Source organism: Amycolatopsis jejuensis (assembly GCF_000717335.1).
Taxonomy (GTDB): domain Bacteria; phylum Actinomycetota; class Actinomycetes; order Mycobacteriales; family Pseudonocardiaceae; genus Amycolatopsis; species Amycolatopsis jejuensis.
Genome location: NZ_JNYZ01000046.1, coordinates 39,754 through 56,756, shown reverse-complemented (window position 1 = coordinate 56,756; position 17,003 = coordinate 39,754). Strand labels below are relative to the sequence as shown.

The 17,003-nt window shown below is 69.9% G+C and carries 13 protein-coding genes; 11 read left to right on the top strand and 2 right to left on the bottom strand.

Annotated elements, in window-relative coordinates; all coding sequences use genetic code 11:
• The first annotated feature begins 312 nt into the window (after nucleotides 1-312).
• The 7 genes from OO71_RS41900 to OO71_RS41870 are packed head-to-tail and all read left to right on the top strand — an operon-like array spanning nucleotide 313 to nucleotide 7,784.
• The gene (locus tag OO71_RS41900; protein ID WP_051793004.1) at nucleotides 313-1,572 is read left to right on the top strand and encodes an aspartate aminotransferase family protein; all 1,260 of its coding nucleotides are present in this window, start codon (nucleotides 313-315) and stop codon (nucleotides 1,570-1,572) included.
• A gap of 23 nt (nucleotides 1,573-1,595) precedes the next feature.
• Nucleotides 1,596-2,711 carry an ABC transporter ATP-binding protein gene (locus tag OO71_RS41895; protein WP_051793003.1) on the top strand — a complete coding sequence of 372 codons (1,116 nt, stop codon included), beginning with the start codon at nucleotides 1,596-1,598 and terminating at the stop codon, nucleotides 2,709-2,711.
• Nucleotides 2,712-2,741: 30 nt separating this feature from the next.
• Nucleotides 2,742-3,785, top strand: coding sequence for an extracellular solute-binding protein (locus OO71_RS41890; RefSeq protein WP_051793001.1), 1,044 nt, complete (start codon nucleotides 2,742-2,744; stop codon nucleotides 3,783-3,785).
• A gap of 6 nt (nucleotides 3,786-3,791) precedes the next feature.
• Nucleotides 3,792-4,706 carry an ABC transporter permease gene (locus OO71_RS41885; RefSeq protein ID WP_051792999.1) on the top strand — a complete coding sequence of 305 codons (915 nt, stop codon included), beginning with the start codon at nucleotides 3,792-3,794 and terminating at the stop codon, nucleotides 4,704-4,706.
• Entirely contained in the window at nucleotides 4,703-5,527 is an 825-nt protein-coding gene (locus OO71_RS41880) for an ABC transporter permease (RefSeq protein ID WP_051792997.1), read from the top strand. Before OO71_RS41885 ends, OO71_RS41880 begins: the two co-directional genes overlap by 4 nt.
• On the top strand, nucleotides 5,527-6,576 hold the full coding sequence (locus OO71_RS41875) for an Ldh family oxidoreductase (protein WP_033295629.1): 1,050 nt from the start codon (nucleotides 5,527-5,529) through the stop codon (nucleotides 6,574-6,576). Before OO71_RS41880 ends, OO71_RS41875 begins: the two co-directional genes overlap by 1 nt.
• Nucleotides 6,577-6,581: 5 nt before the next feature.
• Nucleotides 6,582-7,784, top strand: a complete 1,203-nt coding sequence (locus OO71_RS41870; RefSeq protein WP_156096823.1) for a M24 family metallopeptidase — start codon at nucleotides 6,582-6,584, stop codon at nucleotides 7,782-7,784.
• A 9-nt stretch (nucleotides 7,785-7,793) separates the two neighbouring features.
• Here the strand turns inward: OO71_RS41870 and OO71_RS48030 are convergent, their stop codons facing one another.
• A complete protein-coding gene (locus OO71_RS48030; protein ID WP_084145645.1) occupies nucleotides 7,794-8,795 on the bottom strand; it encodes a LacI family DNA-binding transcriptional regulator in 1,002 nt (333 codons plus the stop codon).
• A 61-nt stretch (nucleotides 8,796-8,856) separates the two neighbouring features.
• On the opposite strand from OO71_RS48030, the gene OO71_RS41860 reads away from it, so the two are divergent.
• Together OO71_RS41860 and OO71_RS41855 are read left to right on the top strand one after the other, a co-directional pair.
• Nucleotides 8,857-10,239 carry an amidase gene (locus OO71_RS41860; protein ID WP_051792994.1) on the top strand — a complete coding sequence of 461 codons (1,383 nt, stop codon included), beginning with the start codon at nucleotides 8,857-8,859 and terminating at the stop codon, nucleotides 10,237-10,239.
• A 3-nt stretch (nucleotides 10,240-10,242) separates the two neighbouring features.
• On the top strand, nucleotides 10,243-11,094 hold the full coding sequence (locus OO71_RS41855) for a fumarylacetoacetate hydrolase family protein (RefSeq protein WP_051792992.1): 852 nt from the start codon (nucleotides 10,243-10,245) through the stop codon (nucleotides 11,092-11,094).
• A 4-nt stretch (nucleotides 11,095-11,098) separates the two neighbouring features.
• Here the strand turns inward: OO71_RS41855 and OO71_RS41850 are convergent, their stop codons facing one another.
• Nucleotides 11,099-11,977, bottom strand: coding sequence for a LysR family transcriptional regulator (locus OO71_RS41850; protein ID WP_033295627.1), 879 nt, complete (start codon nucleotides 11,975-11,977; stop codon nucleotides 11,099-11,101).
• 71 nt (nucleotides 11,978-12,048) lie between these two features.
• Between OO71_RS41850 and OO71_RS41845 the strand changes: the two genes are divergently transcribed.
• On the top strand, nucleotides 12,049-13,824 hold the full coding sequence (locus OO71_RS41845; protein ID WP_033295626.1) for a gamma-glutamyltransferase family protein: 1,776 nt from the start codon (nucleotides 12,049-12,051) through the stop codon (nucleotides 13,822-13,824).
• 571 nt (nucleotides 13,825-14,395) lie between these two features.
• Nucleotides 14,396-16,972, top strand: a complete 2,577-nt coding sequence (locus OO71_RS41840) for a glutaminase domain-containing protein (RefSeq protein ID WP_051792990.1) — start codon at nucleotides 14,396-14,398, stop codon at nucleotides 16,970-16,972.
• Nucleotides 16,973-17,003: the final 31 nt, after the last annotated feature.

The window sequence follows — 17,003 nt, the reverse complement described above, 5'->3', positions numbered from 1 at the left end:
ACTAGTTCGCTCGTCGGCAGCGTCAGATGTGTATAAGAGACAGCCCCGCAGCCGCTCCGCGCTCGCACGCAATCCAGTCGCCATCCGTGCCCCTCCCCTCCCTGCATCGCCCCTCCTCGCACCGCCCCCGCCCACTCCGCCCTCGCCCCGCGCTCGCGCGCTGCCCCGCTCCTGCGCGCCGCCTCGCTCCCGCGCGCCGCCCTCGTGTCCGCTCCGCCGCCTGACCCCGGCCTCTCCGGCTCCACCCTTGCCCCAGTGGCCGCCGTCACCTAATCTGCAGTAACGATTCTTCACTGCATCTGGAGTTGGTCCATGACTGTCCGCGAGAGCATCGATCCGGCCGCGCACCCGCCGCTCACCGAGCAGTTCCTCGGGCCCACCGGGTATTCCCTCCTGCCCGGTGGGTACGGGCGCGGGCTGATGGCGGTGGCGCCATGGGCGCCGATGGCCGCCCGTGGCGAGGGGTGCCGGATCGTCGACGAGGACGGGCGCAGCGTGCTCGACCTCAATGGCAATTTCACGTCCAACATCGCCGGCAACGCGCATCCCGCCGTGCTCAGCGCGGTCACCGAGGCCGCGGCCGGCGGGCTTTCCTTCGGGATGTCCAACCGGTACGAGATCGGCCACGCCGAGCGGCTTCTCGCCCGCTTTCCCGGTCTCGACCAGGTCCGGTACGTCAACTCGGGCACCGAGGCCACCATGCTCGCGGTGCGCGTCGCGCGGGCGGTCACCGGGCGGGACCGGATCGTGGTCGTCCGCGGGTCCTACCACGGGTGGAACGACGCGGTGCTTCCCACCGGCGGGCCGCGGGCCGAGCGCGGGGTCCCGAAAGCCACGCTGGCGGACACCCTGGTCGTCCCGTTCGACGACGTCGGAGCGTTGCGCGAGGCCGCCCGGCAAGGGGTCGCCGCGATCGTGCTCGACCTGCTGCCCAACCGGGTCGGGATGACGCCGCCGTCGGACGAGTTCGTGCAGGTGGCGGCCAGCCTCGCCTGGGAAGGCGACGCGGCGCTGATCGTCGACGAGGTGATCAGCTTCCGGCTCGGCCTCGGTGGCCTGACCGCTGCCCGCCGGGTGCCTGCGGCAATGGTCGCGCTGGGCAAGATGATCGGCGGCGGGCTGCCGGTCGGCGCGGTCGTCGGGGCCGCGCGCTGGATGTCGGCGCTCGACGTCTTCAGCCCGTCAGGGCTCGAAGGCGGCGGCACGTTCTCCGCCAACCCGGTCACCATGGCGGCCGGCAGCGCGGTACTGGATCTGCTCGACGAACGCGAAATCACCCGTCTCGGCAGGCTTGGCGAGCGCTTCCGCGGCGGCCTGACCAGCACTTTCGCGAAACACGGCTGGGAACCGCGCGGACAAGGATCGCTCACCCGGCTCTTCCCGCTCGGTCTCGCCGGCCCGGGCGCGGTCGTCGAATCCCAGCGGCGGCTCTGGTGGGCCGCCTACGAACGCGGGGTGCTCATCGCCAAGCACGGCGTCGCGGCGCTCTCCATCCCGATGACCGAGGAGGTCGTCGACCACGCGGTGGCTGCGTTGAACGAAGCGGTTGCCGTGGTGCGGAAGGCGTCCTGACCACTGTCCGAAAGGGACCCTCGATGACAACCTCAGGCGCGAGCGTCGAGCTCGCCGGTGTGACGAAACGATTCGGCACCGCGCCACCCGCGGTGGATGCACTCGACCTGCATGTGCAGCCCGGCGAGTTTCTCACGCTGCTCGGCCCGAGCGGGTCGGGCAAGACCACCACCCTCAACATGGTCGCCGGGTTCGCCGAGCCGACCGTCGGCGAGATCCGGCTGGACGGCGCGCCGATCACCCGGCTCCCGCCGCACCGGCGCGGGATCGGCATGGTTTTCCAGCACTACGCACTGTTTCCGCACCTGTCGGTGGCCGACAACATCGCGTACCCGCTGCGCCGCCGGAAGATGCCGAAGGCCGACGTCGCCCGCGAGGTCGGCGAGGCGCTGGAGCGGGTAGAGCTCACGCAGTACGCCACCCGGCTGCCGCGCGAGCTGTCCGGTGGTCAGCAGCAACGCGTTGCGGTGGCCAGGGCCACGGTGTTCCGGCCGCGGCTGCTGCTGATGGACGAACCGCTGGGCGCGCTCGACAAGAAGCTCCGCGAAACCCTCCAGCTCGGTTTCAAGCAACTGCACCGCGACCTGGGCATCACGATGCTGTACGTCACCCATGACCAGGAGGAAGCCCTGGTCATGTCCGACCGCATCGCGGTGTTCCACGGGGGCCGGATCGAGCAGCTCGGCAGCGCGACGGACCTGTACGAACGCCCGTCGTCGAGGTTCGTCGCGAGCTTCCTCGGGCAGTCCAACCTCGCCGACGGCACCGCCCGGCACCAGGGCGGCGGTACCACGGTCTCGACTAGCGCGGCCGTCCTCTGCGGACGGACGTCGGACGTATCCGACGGCTCCGCGGCGACCCTCGTCGTGCGGCCGGAGCGCACCCGTCTCGTCCCCGCCGGACGTCCGCGTGGCGCGAACGTGCTGAGCGGCCGCGTCCGGGACGTCGTGTACCTGGGGGCGAGCAGCAAGCTGGTGGTCGACCTGGACGCCGGTGTCACCTGGAGCGTGGCCCTCGCCGCCGGGACGGCGGACGTGCCCGCCGCCGGATCCACCGTGGACCTCACCTTCGACGAACAGGACGCCCTCGTCGTACCGCCGCACAGCCACCTCGGCGTGGCCCGTGCTTTCGCCGCTTGAAAAAACGATTCTGCAGACTGAGGAGTAGACATGAACCCACGGTGGATGGGCGTGGCGGCCGCTGCCACGACGGTCATGCTGGTGACCTCCGCGTGCGGCGGGTCCGGCGGTGCCGCGGACTCCGGTGGTAAGTCGTTCACCTTCGCCGGATTCGGTGGCGCCCTGCAGGACAGCCAGGCGAAAGCATGGTTCACCCCGTTCGGCGCCGCGCACGGCGTCACCGTGAACCAGACCGCGAACAGCGGGGTCGCCGCGCTCCAGACGCAGGTCCAGAGCGGCAGTGTGCAGTGGGACGTGGTGGAGGACGCGCAGTTCCAGGCCGATTCCGGATGCGGGACCCTGTACGAGAAGATCCCCGACGTCGACCGCAGCGCGATCGAGCCGAAGTTCGTCACCAACGAATGCGGCGTGCCGGTCGTCAAGTTCTCGTTCGTGCTCGCGTACAACTCGAACAAGTACCCGAAACCGCCGGTGTCGGTCGGGGATCTGGTCAACGCCAAGGATTTCCCGGGCAAACGCGGCGTGAGCGACAAGCCGGTCGACGGCGTCCTCGAGGCAGCTCTGCTCGGCGACGGGGTCGCACCGGATGCGCTGTACCCCCTCGACTACCGGAAGGCCATCGCGAAGCTCGGCAGCATCAAGGGAGACCTGGTCTTCAAGAGCTCGTACGCCGAACTGCAGGACGGTCTCGTGTCCGGCAACCTGGACCTGGCCCTGCTGCCGAACGGCCGTGCTTACGACGCCGCCAAGCTCAACCCGGCGGTGAAGGTCGCCTGGACCGACGCAATCACGTTGTACGACAACGCACTCCTGGTCAAGGGAGCGCCGAACGCCGCGCTGGGCAAGACTTTCCTCGGCTACCTCGCCAAGCCGGACACGCAGGCGGCACTGTCCAAAGTGCTCCCGTACGGCGTGCTCACCTCGGGTACCCCGCCGAAGCTGGCCGCCGAGGTCGAGCCGTTCTTCCCGGACAATCCGGCGCATTCCGGCTCGCTGCGGTACCAGGACCAGAAGTGGTGGGCACAAAACCAGGACGCCGTGACCACGGCGTGGACCGGCTTCGTTTCGGGATGATGCGACGTGACCACTGTGATCCACGATGAACCGGGCACGGCGGACCCGGTGAACGCGCCGCCCGGGCCACGCAAAGCGGGACGGCTGCGCGGACGGCGGCGGTTCTGGCCGCTGATGGTCCCGCTGCTCGCGCTGCTGCTCGTCTTCTTCGTCTACCCGACGGTGACGATGCTGCTCCGGTCGTTCACCCAGTTCCGGCCGCCGCAGCTCGGTGGCCTGGACAACTTCATCTGGTTCTTCGAGACCGACGCGAACGTCACGATCCTCGTCCGCACGCTGACCACCGCGCTCCTCTGCACGGCGGTGGCGCTGCTGCTGGCGTTCCCCTTCGCGTACACGATGACGCTGGTGTCGCCGACCGTCCGCACGCTGCTGACCGCGGCCGTGCTGATCTCGATGTTCGCCGGAATCCTGCTGCGCAACTTCGCCTGGATCGTCCTGCTGCAGAAGAACGGGCTGATCAACGAGGTGCTCGGGTTCCTCGGGCTCCCGCGGCAGTCGTTCCTCGGCAGTACCACGGCGGTGGTGATCGGCATGACGCACGTGCTGTTCCCGTACATGGTGCTGCCGCTGTACACGGTGCTCCGCGGCATCGACCGGCGGCTGGTGCTGGCGGCGGAAAGCCTCGGCGCGTCCCCGTTCAAGGCGTTCTGGCAGGTCTACGTGCCGCTGTCGGTACCGGGCGTCTTCGCCGGATCGGTGCTGGTTTTCGTGCTGGGCCTCGGTTTCTTCATCACCCCGGCGCTGCTGGGCTCGCCGCAGCAGGCCATGGTGTCGCAGCTGATGATCCTGCAGTTCGACCGCGTCGCCGCGTTCGGCCGGGCGGGTGCGATCGCGGTGATCCTGCTTGTCATCACGCTGCTCGTGGTCGGGATCGTCCGCGTGGCCACGAGCCGGAGCAGGGGGTACGAGACGTCATGAGCACAGTTCTCGCAGACGGCACCACGGCGCGTTCGAAGGTCTTGCGCACCGTGCTGGTCATCGTGATCGCGGCGTGGCTCGTGGTCCCGCTCGCGGTGGTGGTGGGGCTGAGCTTCACCGGGCAGCAGTCGTTCGTGTTCCCGCCGCGGTCGTGGTCGCTCGACTGGTACCGCGCGCTGGCCGACCCGAAATGGCTTGCCGCAGCAGGGAATTCGCTGGTGATCGGCGCGTCGACGGCCGTGCTGGCGGCAGTGCTGGGCACCGCGGCGTCGTTCGCGCTCGTCCGTTCGCGGTCGCGGATCCTGCGTTCGCTGCGGGTGCTGGTGCTCGCGCCGCAGATCATCCCGGTGGTGATCGTGGCGCTCGGCGTGTACCTGTTGTTCCTGCGCTGGCATCTCGTGGGCACGTATCTGGGGTTCATCCTGGCGTACACCGGGCTCGCGCTGCCGTTCGTGGTGATCCCGGTGACGGCCGCGCTCGAAACGTTCGACCGGAACCTGGAGAAGGCGTCCGCGAGCCTGGGTGCGGGCCCGTTCACGACGTTCCGGCACGTCACGCTCCCGCTCATCCGCCCGGCGGTGCTGGGCGGGGCGGCGATCGCGTTCCTGTCGGCGTTCGACGAGGTCGTGGTCGGGCTGTACCTGTCGAGTGCGCAGCTGCGCACGCTGCCGGTGGAAATCTTCCGGAGCATGACCGACCGGGTCGACCCGAGCGTCGCGGCCATTGCGGCCGTCGAGATCACCCTCGTGGTCGCCGGGGTCGTCGTGGCCCTCGCCGTGCAGCGGCGGCGGGCACTCCTCTTGCTGGGCAAGGAAGGCTGATGACAGAACTGATCGAGGTCGGCGCTGGGGAAGCACAGCAGCGCGCGACCGGAATTCTCGTGGCGCTCGGCGCTCCGCACGCGGTGGCGGAGAAGGTCGCCGCACATCTGGTCGAGGCGGACCAGGTCGGGCACGCGTCGCACGGGCTGGCGCGGTTGCCGTGGTACTCGCGGTATGTGCGGGACGGCGTCGTGTGTCCGTCGGCAGTCCCGCGGCGCGTTTCCGAGGGCGACGTGGTCACCGTCTCCGCGGACTGGGGATTCAGTCACGCGGCGGCGTATCTGGCCACGGAATTGGCGGTCGAGCGGGCATTGGACCGCGGGACGAGTGCGGCGTCGGTGATCCGGTGTACGCACGTCGGGCGGCTCGGGGCGTACGTCGAACTTGCGGCCGCATCCGGGTGTGTCGCGATCGCGACGATCGGTGGGATGCGCGGGCCGGGGGTGGCGGTTCCGTTCGGGGGCAGCAGGCCGTTGCTCGGCCCAAGCCCGATTGCCGCCGCGTTCCCGACCACCGGGCCGCCGGTCGTCATGGATTTCGCGACCACCGAAGTGCCGCTGGGCAAGGTGATGGTCGCGAAGAATGCGGGTACCCGGCTTGCGGTGCCCGGACTGGTCGAGCCCGACGGACGTCCGACCGACGACCCCGCGGCGCTCGAGCGAGGCGGTGCACTGCGGACTTTCGGCGCCCACAAAGGGTTTGCGCTCGCCACGATGGCCGAGTTGCTCGGCGGCATCCTGACCGGAGCCGGCGACCACCGCGACGACGGCCCCGGCGGACCCAGCTTCCGTGGCGCCGGGCTGTTCCTCTTCGTGGTGTCGGCGGCCGCGTTCGGCAGTGCAGAAACGGTTCGTACCAGGGCATCCGAGCTACGCGAGGCGGTACACGCCGTCCCTCCGGCGGACGGATTCGACACCGTCCTCGCGCCCGGCGATCCCGAATCCCGTAACCGCGCCGCGGCTGGGGACTACGTCCGTCTGCCCGCCGATGTCTGGCGGGAAATCCAGGAACTTCCTTATTCCACCGGCAGAGATCGGGGCGAGCAGTGACCACAGTGGACACCGAAGCAGCACCTATTGCCCGGGAGGAGTACGTCGACCGGCAGGAGCGGCTGCGTGCGGTGCTCGCCCGCGAAGGGTACGACGGGGCGCTGGTGTGGGGCCGCGGCTCGACCAACGTCGACGGGTGTGCCGACCTGCTGTATCTCACCGGGCACCTCAGCGCGGTGAGCCACATCCTGGACAGCGAGGCGCATTCCGCGCGCGGGCACGCCGGTCTGGTCGTCCCGCTCGACCGGCCGACGACGCTGGTCACCGATTCCTACGACGCCGACCCGGCCGCCCTCGCGGCGGACGAAGTGCTGCTTTCGACGTCCGTCGACCGGGATCTCGCGACGGTGGCGCGGGATGCGGGCTTGACCGGCAAGCGGATCGCGCTGATCGGCATGAGCGGCCTGCTGCACACCCATTACCGGCGGCTTGCCGACGGGCTCGGCGCGACCGAGCTGGTCCCGGCGGACGAGATCCTGGTCGGCCTGCGGCTGGTGAAGTCCGAGCACGAAATCGCCCTGTTGCGCGAGGCGAGCCGGATCGGCTGCGAATGGGTGATGCGGACGCTCGCCGCCGCGGTCCCCGGCGCGACCGAGGGCGAGGCTGTGGGGGAGGGGCTGCGGTACCTGTCGAGTGTCGGCGGCTGGGCGTACGACGTGGCGGTGTCGTCCGGCCCGGACTCGCACCGCTACCGCAACCGCCAGGCCTTGCCGACGTGGGACGCGCAACGCAGGCTGGAGCCGGGCGACCTGTTCCACGCCGACGTGTGGGGACCCATCGCGCACGGCTACTTCTGCGACCTCACGCGCTCGACAGTCGTCGGTGCCACGCCGACGGCGTCGCAGGCTCGGACCCTCGGGGATGCCGTCGACCTCGTGGAGCACGTCACGGAGATCGTGGAGCCCGGGGTGCGCATGTCGGCTCTGCAGGACCGGGCGTCGTCGTGGCTCGCCCGCCGGGACGGTGGCGGGGGTTCGAACTTCGCCGCGATGGTCCCGTTCGTGGGGCACAGCCTCGGGCTGGAGTGCGAAGCGCCGTTCATGACGCGGCTGGAACACATGCCGATCGCGCCGGGGATGGTGCTGGCGGTGGAATGTTTCCTCGGCGGGGAACCGGGCGAGGGGGCGGGCTTCGAACACGTGGTGGTGGTACGCGAGGACCGGCTCGAGGTGCTGACGTCGCCGGCGCCGTCGAGGCCGTGGTCCTGATGGGCCCGGTCAGCCGGCCACTTCCGGCGCCGACGCGCGGATCGCCAGGTTCATCGGGATCAGCGTGGAGGACTGTGGGGTACGCCCGGCGATCAGGTCGATCAGCGCGGCCACCGCCATTTCCGCCGAAGCCGCCGGATGCTGCACCACCGCGGTGACCGGCGGGTTCACCCGTTCCAGCTCGGGCGATTCGACCAGGCTCGCCAGCCGGATGTCCTCGGGCAGGCGGTACCCCGCCGTCTTCAGCGCGCGGTGCAGCGACAGGGTGATGCGCTCGTTCGCGCCCAGGATCAGGTCCGGCGGGTCGTGCCGCATGAGGCGTTCCACCACCGGGTCGATCTCCTCGCCCTCCACCGACGCGACGGTGTGGATGATCGGGTGTCCCGGGGCATGGCCGTCCCACGAGCTGACCCCCGACATCATGTCCTGCAGATACGATTTTTGCGCCGGGATCACCACCAGCGCGACCTTGTCCTTCGGCGCGGCTACTGTCTGCAGCAGCTCGAGCGTGCCGTTCGCCTGGTCGTCGTCGATCCACGGCTCCGGGCCGCCCGCGAGGTCGCGGCCCACGGTGAGCAGCGGGATCCGCTGCCTGCGCAGGGTGGCGAGCACCTGGTCGTCGCGCAGCGGGTCGACCACGATCACGCCGTCGACCGGGAACCGCAGCGGGGACAGGGCTTCCGGGTCGGGCGGGAGCATCACCAACGCGTAATCCCGGTCCAGCGCGAACTCCGCGGCCTTCGTCATGAGCTGCACCCAGTACGGCACCGTGGACACACTCGCCGCCGCGGCGGGCACCAGGACGAACCCGAGGAGGCCCACCCGCCGGCTGCGCAGGCTTCGCGCGAGCGAGTTCGGCCGGTAGCCCAGCCGGTCGGCGATCTCGCGGATGCGGATCCGCGTTTCCTCCGGCAGCCGGCCTTTGCCGCTGAGCGCGTCGGACACGGTGGTCGGCGATACGCCGGCGGCAGCGGCGACATCTTTGATGCCGGGACGGGTAACTCGAGTCACGACCCGAGCCTACGGGACCCGGGTCTTGACTGTCGACGCCATAGCAGAAACGATTATGCAGATGACAGCGCTCTGGGAGTCAGCCGCGGATCTGGCCGCCGCCGTCCGATCCGGAAGGCGGACGGCGGTCTCGATCGCGACGCAAGCCCTCGCCCGCGCCCGGGATGTCCAGGCGCGGCTGAACTGCTTCGCCGAGATCGCCGAGGCTTACGCGCTCGAAGCCGCGGCCGAGGTCGACCGGCGTGCGGATCCGGGTCCGCTGGCCGGGGTTCCCGTCGCGATCAAGGACTCCACCCCCGTCGCGGGCCTGGGAATGCGGTCCGGGAGCCGCGCGTATGCCGATGTGGTGGCCGATCGCGATGCGGTGGTGGTCCGGCGGCTTCGCCGGGCGGGCGCGGTGATCGTCGGCAAGACCACGCTGTCGGAGATCGCGTACTCCAGCTTCTGCGACAGCCCGCTCACCGGCATCACACGCAACCCGTGGGACCCCGCGCGCACGCCCGGCGGGTCGTCCGGCGGGTCCGCGGTGGCCGTGGCGACCGGCTGCGTGACGCTGGCCGAGGGCACCGACATGGGCGGTTCGGTCCGGATTCCCGCCGCATTCACCGGGATTCTCGGCCTGAAACCGTCGTCCGGGCGGATCCCGAACGACGACCAGCCGTCGGTCGTGGACGACATCGCGCACCACGGTCTGCTCGCGCGGTCCACTTCGGACCTGGCCCGTGGTCTTGCGGTGGTGAGCGGGCCGGACCCGCTGGACCCGCTGTCGCTCGGCGTCCCGGAGGCCTCGCTGGAACCGGAATCCGTTGCGGGACTGCGCATTGCCGTCTCGCCCGACCTGGGTTTCTTCGCCGTCGAACCGTACGTCGCCGAGCGGCTGGAGGCCGCCGCGGCGGTGCTCGCGGCGGCAGGCGCGGTGGTGACCCGGGGCGAACCGCAGTGGACCCGGGAAATGGCCGGCGCCTGGGTCCGGCATTGGCACGTCCACCTGGCCGGGTTGTACGGCCCGGAGCTGGACCGGGCGGGCGACGGCGTCGATCCCCGGCTGCGGGCGATCGTCGCGAAAGCCCGGCGGTACTCCGCTGTCGACCTCAAGGCGGACGAGCGGCTGCGGACCCGGCAATGGCAGCGCATGGCGGAATTCTGGACGTCGGCCGACGTCCTGCTGTCGCCGACGATGAGCCGCACCGCGGTACCGGTGTCCGAGGACGACGCGCGGTACCACGGCCGCACGCCCGACGGCCGCAAACACGGGCTGGACCTCACGTCGCTGTTCAACTGGGTCCCGTGGTGCCCCGCGCTGAGCGTTCCGGCGGGCGCAGGCCCGGACGGGCTGTCGGTGGGCGTGCACGTGGTGGCCCAGCCGTACCGGGACGACGTCGTACTCGCCGTCGCCCGCACTCTCGAAGGGACGTTCGGCGTCCCCCGGCCCCCGGAGGGATGACCGATGAGATACGCCACCGTCCGCGTTGCGGAAGGCACTCGCGCGGCGCGGTTGCACGGTGCCGAATGGGTTCTGCTGGAGGCGCCCGACGTGGGGGCCTTGCTGCGCGGGGCTTCCGGCGAACCGACCGGTGACACGGTTCCGGCCGCCGACGCCGACCTCGCGCCCGTGGTGCCTGCGCCGCGCAAGATCCTCTGCATCGGGCTCAACTACGCCCGGCACGTCCGCGAGACGGGACGCGAATTTCCGCAGTACCCCACGGTTTTCGGCAAGTACGCCGACGCGCTGATCGGTCCCCGCGACCCGATCGTGCTGCCTCCCGAGTCCGACGCGGTCGACTGGGAGGCCGAGCTCGCGATCGTGGTCGGGAGGACCGCGCGGAGAATCGATCCTGCGGACGCGCTGGACCACATCGCCGGGTACACCGTGCTCAACGACATCTCGATGCGCGACTGGCAGCGGCGGACCACACAATGGTTGCAGGGCAAGACTTTCGAGGCGTCGACGCCGGTCGGCCCGCTGCTCGTCACGCCCGGCGAGCTGCCGGAGGCCTGCCGCGGGCTGCGGATCAGCTGCGAGGTGGACGGCGTCGAGGTGCAGCGCGACGTGCTCGGAGACTTCATCTTCGACATCCCGGCGATCCTGGCGTACCTGTCGGCATTCGTGACCCTGCGGCCCGGCGACCTGATCGCGACCGGCACCCCGGACGGCGTCGGGATGGGCCGGTCACCCCAGGTCTACCTGCGGGCCGGGCAGCGGCTCACCACGACGATCGAGGGGATCGGCGCGCTGGTCAACGACGTGGTGGCCCCGCCGCACTCTCACCCCGCAACAGACCGGCCCGCCACGCCTTGACGGATCACCGGGTCGCCAAGGTGATGTCCACAAATGCCTGCGTAGCCGCCGTCACCGCACCCGTCCGGTGGACCAGCCACTGCGGCAACCTCTCCGGCGGCGAAAACCGCAGTACCTCCGCCCCGGCTCGGCGGGCCAGGTCCGCCCAGCCGTCCGGCATCAGGCTCGCTCCGATGCCGCGAAGGACCATCGGCAGGACCACGCTGCGGTCGCCGACCTCGGCGGCGATCGTCAGGTCCGGCACGGTTGCCGCGAAGCGGTCGAACAGGCCGCGGACTGCCGTCGCCGGAGTGGTGACCACGAATTCCATCCCGCGCAGGTCCGCGCGGGAAACCACCCCGTCGTGGCCGACCGCGGTGCCCGGGGGCGCTACCAGCAGCAGCTCCTCGTCCCGCAGGTGGTGCGCCACCAGGCCCGGGCCGACCGGCCGGTCCGCGCTCCCGCACACCCCGGCCTCGCAGCGGCCCTGCAGCACCATCGCGACCACCTCGGCCGCCGACAGCGCCGACGACGTACTCACCAGCACCCCGGGATAGCGCGTCCGCATTTCCGCGATGATGCTGATCACCGGCTCCAGCGCGGACGACGACGTCGCCGCCACGTCGATCCGCCCGGCCGGTCCGACGCCTGCCATCCGGGCCGCCGCGCGCAGGGCGTCGAGGTCGCGCAGGACCAGCCGGGCGCGTTCGGCCAGCAATTCGCCCGCGTTCGACAGCACCGCGTTCCGCCCGACCCGGTGGAAGAGCTCGACCCCCAGCTCGTGCTCCAGTTTCGCAATCGACCTCGACAACGACGGCTGCGCGACCCGCAGCGCCCGCGCCGCGTGGGTGAAGCCGCCGTGCTCCGCGATCGCGACGAAGTACTCGAGCTGACGACGTTCCATAGCCATACGCTATCTGACCGGTGCTATAGATGTCTTGGACGTACACCCGCTTCAGGAGCGACGATGCACGTATGGTTCAGACGCGCCCGACGTTGCAGGGCACCTTCGGCATGGTGTCGTCCACCCACTGGCTCGCTTCGGCGGCCGCCATGGCGGTTCTCGAGGACGACGGCAACGCCTACGACGCCGCGGTTGCCGCCGCTTTCGTGCTGCACGTCGTCGAGCCGCACCTCAACGGTCCCGCCGGAGAAGTGCCGATGATCATCGCCCCGGCGGGCGGTGCGCCGAAGGTGCTGTGCGGGCAGGGGCCCGCGCCGGCCGGGGCCACCATCGAGCACTACACCTCACTCGGCCTCGACCTCGTGCCCGGTACCGGCCCGCTCGCCGCCGCAGTGCCCGGCGCGGTCGACGCGTGGCTGCTCCTGCTGCACGACCACGGCACGAAATCCCTGCGTGACGTCCTCAAGTACGCCATCCACTACGCCGCCGACGGGCATCCGGTGGTGGAACGCGTCGGCGCTGCGGTGGAGACCGTGCGGGAGCTGTTCGAGACCGAATGGACCACGTCGGCCGAGGTGTACCTGCCCGCGCCGACTCCGGGTGGGCTGCTGAAAAACCCCGCGCTCGCCGACACCTGGCGTCGCCTCATCGCCGAGGCTGAAGCGGCCGGAAGCAGCCGCGAGGCGCAGATCGAAGCCGCGCGGAGGGCGTGGCGCGAGGGATTCGTCGCCGAGGCAATCGCCGCGTTCGCCGCGAAGCCGACCATGGACACGTCCGGCGAACGGCATGCCGGCACCTTGACCGGCGACGACCTCGCTTCGTTCCGCGCGACCTACGAGGACCCGGTCACGTTCACCTGGAACGGCTGGACCGTCGCGAAACCCGGGCTGTGGAGCCAAGGTCCGGTGTTCCTGCAGCAGCTGGCGCTCCTGCCGGACCGGCTCGACTACGCCACGCCGGACTACTACCACACCCTCATCGAGGGCACGAAACTCGCGATGGCCGACCGCGAAGCGTGGTACGGCGACAGCACCGACATGTCCGTCGAAGCGCTGCTTTCCCCGGACTACAACGAAATCCGCCGCAAGCTGATCGGCGATCGGGCGTCGGCCGAGCTGCGGCCGGGTAGCCCCGAAGGCCGGGAGCCGAAGCTGAGCCGTCACGCGCAGTACGTCGCCGACGGCGGGGTCACGGCCACCGCGGCCGGCGCGGGGGAGCCGACTGTCGCCAAGGACGGCGCGACTCGCGGCGACACGTGCCACCTCGACGTGGTCGACCGCTGGGGCAACATGATCGCGGCGACCCCGAGCGGCGGCTGGCTGCAGTCGAACCCGATCGTGCCGGAGCTGGGTTTCCCGCTCGGCACCCGGTTGCAGATGATGTGGCTCGACCCGGGGCTGCCCAATTCGCTCGCTCCGGGGAAGCGCCCGCGAACGACGCTCACGCCATCTCTCGCATTGCAGAATGGCGTGCCGGTCATGGCATTCGGCACTCCTGGCGGCGATCAGCAGGATCAGTGGAATGTGCATTTCTTCCTGGCGACGGCATTGCGGGAAAAGGTCCGTGGCGGACTCGATCTGCAGGGCGCGATCGACGCACCGAACTGGCACACGGACAGTTTCCCCGGCTCGTTCTTCCCGCGCGCGATGATGCCCGGCAGTGTCACGGTGGAATCGCGGATCGGTGCGGATGTCATTGCGGCACTGGAAAGCCGCGGCCACGTCGTGACGGTGGCCGACCCGTGGTCGGAAGGACGGCTGTGCGCGGTGGCGAAGGACCCGGAGACCGGGATTCTTTCGGCCGCGGCCAATCCGCGCGGAATGCAGGGGTACGCCGCGGGAAGGTGATCTTTACCGGTGCCGGTGCCGGTGCCGCTGCCGCTGCCGCTGCCGATGCCGGTGCCGGTGCCGGTGCCGCTGCCGGTGCCGGTGCCGCTGCCGCTGGGCCGGAGTCCGTGAAGGCCACCTTCACGGACTCCAAGTCCGTGAAGGGAACCTTGAGGGAATGTAAGTCCGTGAAGGGAACCATGAGGGAATCTGATTCCGTGATGGTTCCCTTCACGGACTTTTACCCGCGGTGGAGCGGCGCGCGGGGGTGAGGGGATGGCGGCGCGGACCGGCGCTGGCTCATCCCGCAGGCCGCACGCATGCGCGCTTTGGTTGGCGGCGAGCCTGGTGGGGTGAGCGAATTCCACCGGCCGGGAAGGGTGCACTCGAGGGCAGGTGATCCATCCCGCGGGCGCGGCGCGTGATGTCGCGCGGCTGTCCGAAACCGGACAACCCCTGTCATCGGCCCGGGACATTTTTGTCTTCAGCGGACACGTTTCCGTGGATTTACAACGTTGTATCGCGGTGCCACACTGGGTCCGCTCCCGTTTGTCTTTCCCCGTGTCCGGTCGCCTGCCGAAAGAAGCTGCCGATGTCATTCACGGAACCTCGCCGCGTCAGCCCGTTCAGCCGCCGGGATGCCCTGCGCTGGGCCGGGACGGGGGCTGCCGCGGTGGCGGCGGCCCTGGTCGTCCCCGAACTGGTCCAGTCCACTGCGGCGGCAGCCCAGGGCAGCGCGGGTGCCGGGCCGTCTGCCGCGGGCGTGCTCAGCCCGCTGCGCCCGCCCGCGACCCCGCTCGTCGTACGGTCGCCCTATCTCTCGACCTGGCAGGCGGCGGACGCGTTGCCGGGCACCTGGTCCACCTTCTGGAACGGGCACATCACCGCACTCTGCGGGATCGCACGGGTGGACGGCACCTCCTACGTGTTCGCCGGATCGCCGTCGCTGGGGCTGGCCTCGATGAACCAGGACTCGCTGGAGGTCACCGCAACCCGGTCGATCTACCGGCTTTCCGGCGGCGGCGTCCGGCTCACTGTCACGTTCTTCTCGCCCGTCGACCCGGGGAATCTGCAACGCCAGTCCGTGCCGTTCGGGTACGTCGCCATCGAGGCTGCCGCCACGGACGGGCGCGCGCACGCCGTGTCCGTGCATTTCGACACCTCCGCGGAATGGTTGCAGTGGGACAGCAACACCCCGGTCCGCTGGCAGCGGCAGGAATCCGCGGGGATCACGTCGCTCAGTGTCCAGACTGCCTCGCCCGCTGCGCTGGCCGAGGACGGGCAGGACCAGCCGCGCTGGGGGTCGCTCGTGGTCGCGACGCCGAGTGCGGGTGTCACGTGGCAGATCGGCCAGGACACGGTCGTCCGCGCGGCTTCGGCGAACGGTTCACCGCTGACGGGCACCAGCGATCCGGACCAGCCGCGCGCCATCGGGGACCGCTGGCCGGTGCTGGCGTTCGCCAAGAACTTCGGCACGGTTGCGGCCGGGTCGTCCACGGTGCAGTGGGTAGTGGCGATCGGGCACGTCCGGACGCCCGCGGTCAGTTACCTCGGCGCGCAATTGCCACCGTGGTGGAAGCACTATTGGCCGTCGTGGCAGGACATGGTCGCCTGGTTCCACGCCGATTACCGGGCCGCGCTCGCCGCGGGAATCGCGCTGGACCAGCGGATCGACAGTGAGGCGAAAGCCGCGGGCGGCGACCATTACGCCGCCATTTGCGCACTTGCGCTCCGGCAGGCGTTCGGCGGCACCGAGCTCGTCGACCGCAATGGGTCGCCGTGGGCGTTCCTCAAGGAGATCTCGTCCAGCGGCAACGTGTCCACAGTGGACGTCATTTACCCGGCTTTGCCCGGATACCTGCATTTCTCCCCGGAATTCGTGCGGTTGCTGCTGGAACCGGCGCTCGATTACGCCGAACACGGCGGCTGGCCGATGACGTTCTCCGAGCACGACATCGGCGCGTCGTACCCGAATGCCAACGGGCACAACGACGGCAACGAGGAAAGCATGCCGGTGGAGGAATCGGCGAACATGCTGATCATGTCCGCCGCTGTGGTGCAGCGGCTCGATCCCGCGGCCGGGCGCGCTTTCGCGAACACCCACTACCGGATTCTGCGGCAATGGGCCGAATACCTGGTCGGCAATACCCTCGACCCGGGCAACCAGAACCAGACCGACGATTTCACCGGCTGGATCGCGCACAGTGCCAACCTCGCGCTGAAAGGCATCATCGGCGTCGGCGCCATGGCAGTGCTCGCCGACGCGACCGGCAATTCCGGCGACGCCCAGCGGTACCGTTCGATTTCCCGTTCCTACATCAGCCAGTGGACCACCCTCGCCGACGACGGTTCACACCTGCGGATGGCTTACGACCAGCCCGGCACCTGGAGCCTGAAGTACAACGGGTACGCCGACCGGCTACTGGGGCTCGATCTCGTACCGGTCGGCACGGCGGAACGCGAAGCCGCCTGGTACCAAGCCCGGAAAGGCGCGCACGGCGTTCCGCTGGACCTCCGCCACGATTACACCAAAGCCGACTGGGAATTGTGGACCGCTGCCTGGCTCACCGACCACGCCGACATCCGGAACACGCTCGTGGAAGGCGTCTACAGTTTCGCCAACGTCACCGACGCGCGAGTGGCGTTCTCCGATCTGTACTACGTTTCCAACGCCACTCTGGAACAGCGGTTCATGGCCCGTCCGGTCGCCGGTGGGTATCTGGCCTTGCTCACCCGTCCGGCACAGTCGACCACGTCGTGGCGGCGGATTCAGAACCAGAGATCCGGGAAAGTCCTCGCGGTGAACGGGATGTCGTTGTCCGACACCGCGGACGTCACGCAATGGCAGGACAACGGCACCGACGATCACGTGTGGACAGTCGTGGACAACGGCGACGGCGCTGTCCGGATCATGAACCGGCACAGCGGCAAAGTCCTTGCGGTGCACAACCAGAGCGTCGACAACGGTGCGCATGTCCAGCAGTTCCAGGACAACGGCACGCCCGACCATCTCTGGCGCATCGTGGACGCCGGTGGTGGCTGGTGGAAGCTGGTCAATGTCCATAGTGGAAAGGTGATGGCGGTGGATCAGCAGTCCACTGCGGACGGTGCGCAAGTCACGCAGTGGGACGACAACGGCACCCCGGACCATCTCTGGCGGTTCATCTGACGACTCCCCAAGCGCCCCAATGCGGCATTGG